Below are 2,037 nucleotides of genomic sequence, written 5' to 3' on the forward strand. Positions count from 1 at the left end.
GGGGATGGACGATTGACTGAAACGGCTCGCTATTTCGATAGCGGGCCGTGTTTTTGCATCACGTTACCTTGGACGGTTGCCGTATGCGTTGTTGCGCCTGGGGTTTGGACTGGGTCCAGTTTTCCGGCAGGTTGATGTAATCCACCAATTCCCGCAGACGGCCATGATCACGAGCGTTGAAGGTGAAGGACAAGCGCGCCAGATGGCTGAACTGCGCTTCGTCGTGCTCCTCGCCACTGTAGGCATGCTGATGGAAATGATCGCTCAGGCACAGGTCGGCGAATGCCTCCTGCATGTGTTCAAGCGCCCGGTCGCTGAGTGTGTGGTTCATGCGAATCACGAACTGATGCTTGAGCCAGCGGCTGGAGTGGAAATTGCTGTAGAACTGGTTGATCTGCTCGACGGCCTCTTCGGCGCTATAGACCAGGCTCAGCAGCTTCATGTCGGTCGGCAGGATGTAGCGATTTTCCTCCAGTTGATGGTGAATGAAGTCCAGCGCGCCTTGCCAGAACTTGCCGCCCGGCGCATCCAGTAGCACGACAGGCACCAGCGGGCTTTTACCGGTCTGGATCAGGGTCAGTACTTCCAGCGCTTCATCCAGCGTGCCAAATCCCCCTGGGCACAGGACCAGCGCGTCGGCTTCCTTGACGAAGAACAGCTTGCGGGTAAAGAAAAAGTGGAAGGGCAGCAAGTTGGCGGTGCCATTGACCGTGGGGTTGGCATGCTGCTCGAAGGGCAGGGTGATATTGAATCCCAGGCTGTGTTCCAGGCCGGCACCTTCATGGGCTGCCGCCATGATGCCGCCGCCGGCGCCGGTGATGACCATCATGTCCGAGCGCGCCAGAGCGGCTCCCAGTTCTCGGGCCAGGCCATAAAGCGGGTGTTCTATCGGCGTGCGGGCCGAGCCGAAAACGGTGACTTTACGTCGACCCTTGAACTGCTCCAGCACACGAAAAGCATGCTCGAGTTCACGCAGGGTTTGCAGGGTGATCTTGGCATTCCAGCGGTTGTGATCTTCCTGGGCCATGCGTAGCACGGTCAGGATCATGTCGCGGTAAATCGGGATGTTGGGGCTGTTGGGTGAAACCAGGTTGAGTTGTTCTTCGACCTTGCTGGTGAGGTCGTGGCCGCTTTCTTGAAAATGACGGCTCAGTAGGTCATTCGGTTGGTAAGGCATTCAACTTCTCCTTCTGCACAGAACCCTCGGCCCCGACAAAACAATTGTCGGCGCCGCGACACCCCTTGTGTCGCTGTCTGCCCAAGCCCATGCCTGGGCGCTCTACTTGACTCGGTTGCAATCGAGCCATCCATACGGGCTCTGCTTATCCCTTGAATGAAAGAAACGTTCGCACAATAAGACACCGTAATGGGCAGCCCCTTTTCTGCCCTTAAAAAAACAACATGAACACTTTGAATTTAGACCCTCGCAACGATTTTCGCTGGCTTGATCATTGCGCCGCAAAGTCTTTCCTGGCAACCGCTTATTGACGATTTACAAGGTGCTTTCACCGCTCGTCTGAACGCAAGCCGCATGTCTCGCGCTCTGATTTACTAAGTTACAGGCGTGACACGACAACTTTGCGTCAACGGCAGGACGCGACGTTCAAGCAATTCAGGGATTTATCGCGTGATCAACGGCGATCAATGCATGCAGGGAGGCGGGAAACCATGCCCAGAGTGACTCTGGAGATCGATGCGCAACTGTATCGATTGCTGAAAGCATCGGCCGAGACCCATCATTTGAGTCTCGAAGAAGAGTGCTGTCGACGTCTGGAGGGTGGGGAGCGACGTTCGCGTTACTTGCAGGCGCTGTTGGCAGAGCTGCGCGCCGAGGATGAACAGCGGCGCGCCAATGCCAGGTAATTATTTCTTCTTCGCGGGAGTCTCTTTCGGGCAGTCCGAGTCCTGGAAGCTGGCGGAGCCGACCGGACGGTTGGTCTTCACCTCGGTGAAGTCGTAACGCATGATCGCGCCCTTGGCCATCAGCTTGCGGAACCCTGGGTTTCTGCATACGGAGGCGCCAAGCTGGAAGTACAC

Annotated in this window: 3 protein-coding genes; 1 reads left to right on the forward strand and 2 read right to left on the reverse strand. The window is 56.7% G+C overall.

Going from position 1 to position 2,037, the window contains the following annotated elements; genetic code table 11:
- Positions 1 to 58: 58 nt before the first annotated feature.
- On the reverse strand, positions 59 to 1,177 hold the full coding sequence (locus tag AC1DLB_RS28565) for an LOG family protein (protein ID WP_064619979.1): 1,119 nt from the start codon (positions 1,175 to 1,177) through the stop codon (positions 59 to 61).
- A gap of 491 nt (positions 1,178 to 1,668) precedes the next feature.
- On the opposite strand from AC1DLB_RS28565, the gene AC1DLB_RS28570 reads away from it, so the two are divergent.
- Positions 1,669 to 1,863 (forward strand): hypothetical protein, encoded by a 195-nt coding sequence (locus AC1DLB_RS28570; protein ID WP_018926957.1) that lies wholly within the window; start codon positions 1,669 to 1,671, stop codon positions 1,861 to 1,863.
- On the opposite strand, the gene AC1DLB_RS28575 is transcribed toward AC1DLB_RS28570, so the two are convergent.
- Positions 1,864 to 2,037 (reverse strand): PA3611 family quorum-sensing-regulated virulence factor (locus tag AC1DLB_RS28575; protein ID WP_477786143.1); only part of this gene is annotated, 174 nt, incomplete at its 5' end.

The organism is Pseudomonas sp. 05N434 (assembly GCF_056396965.1).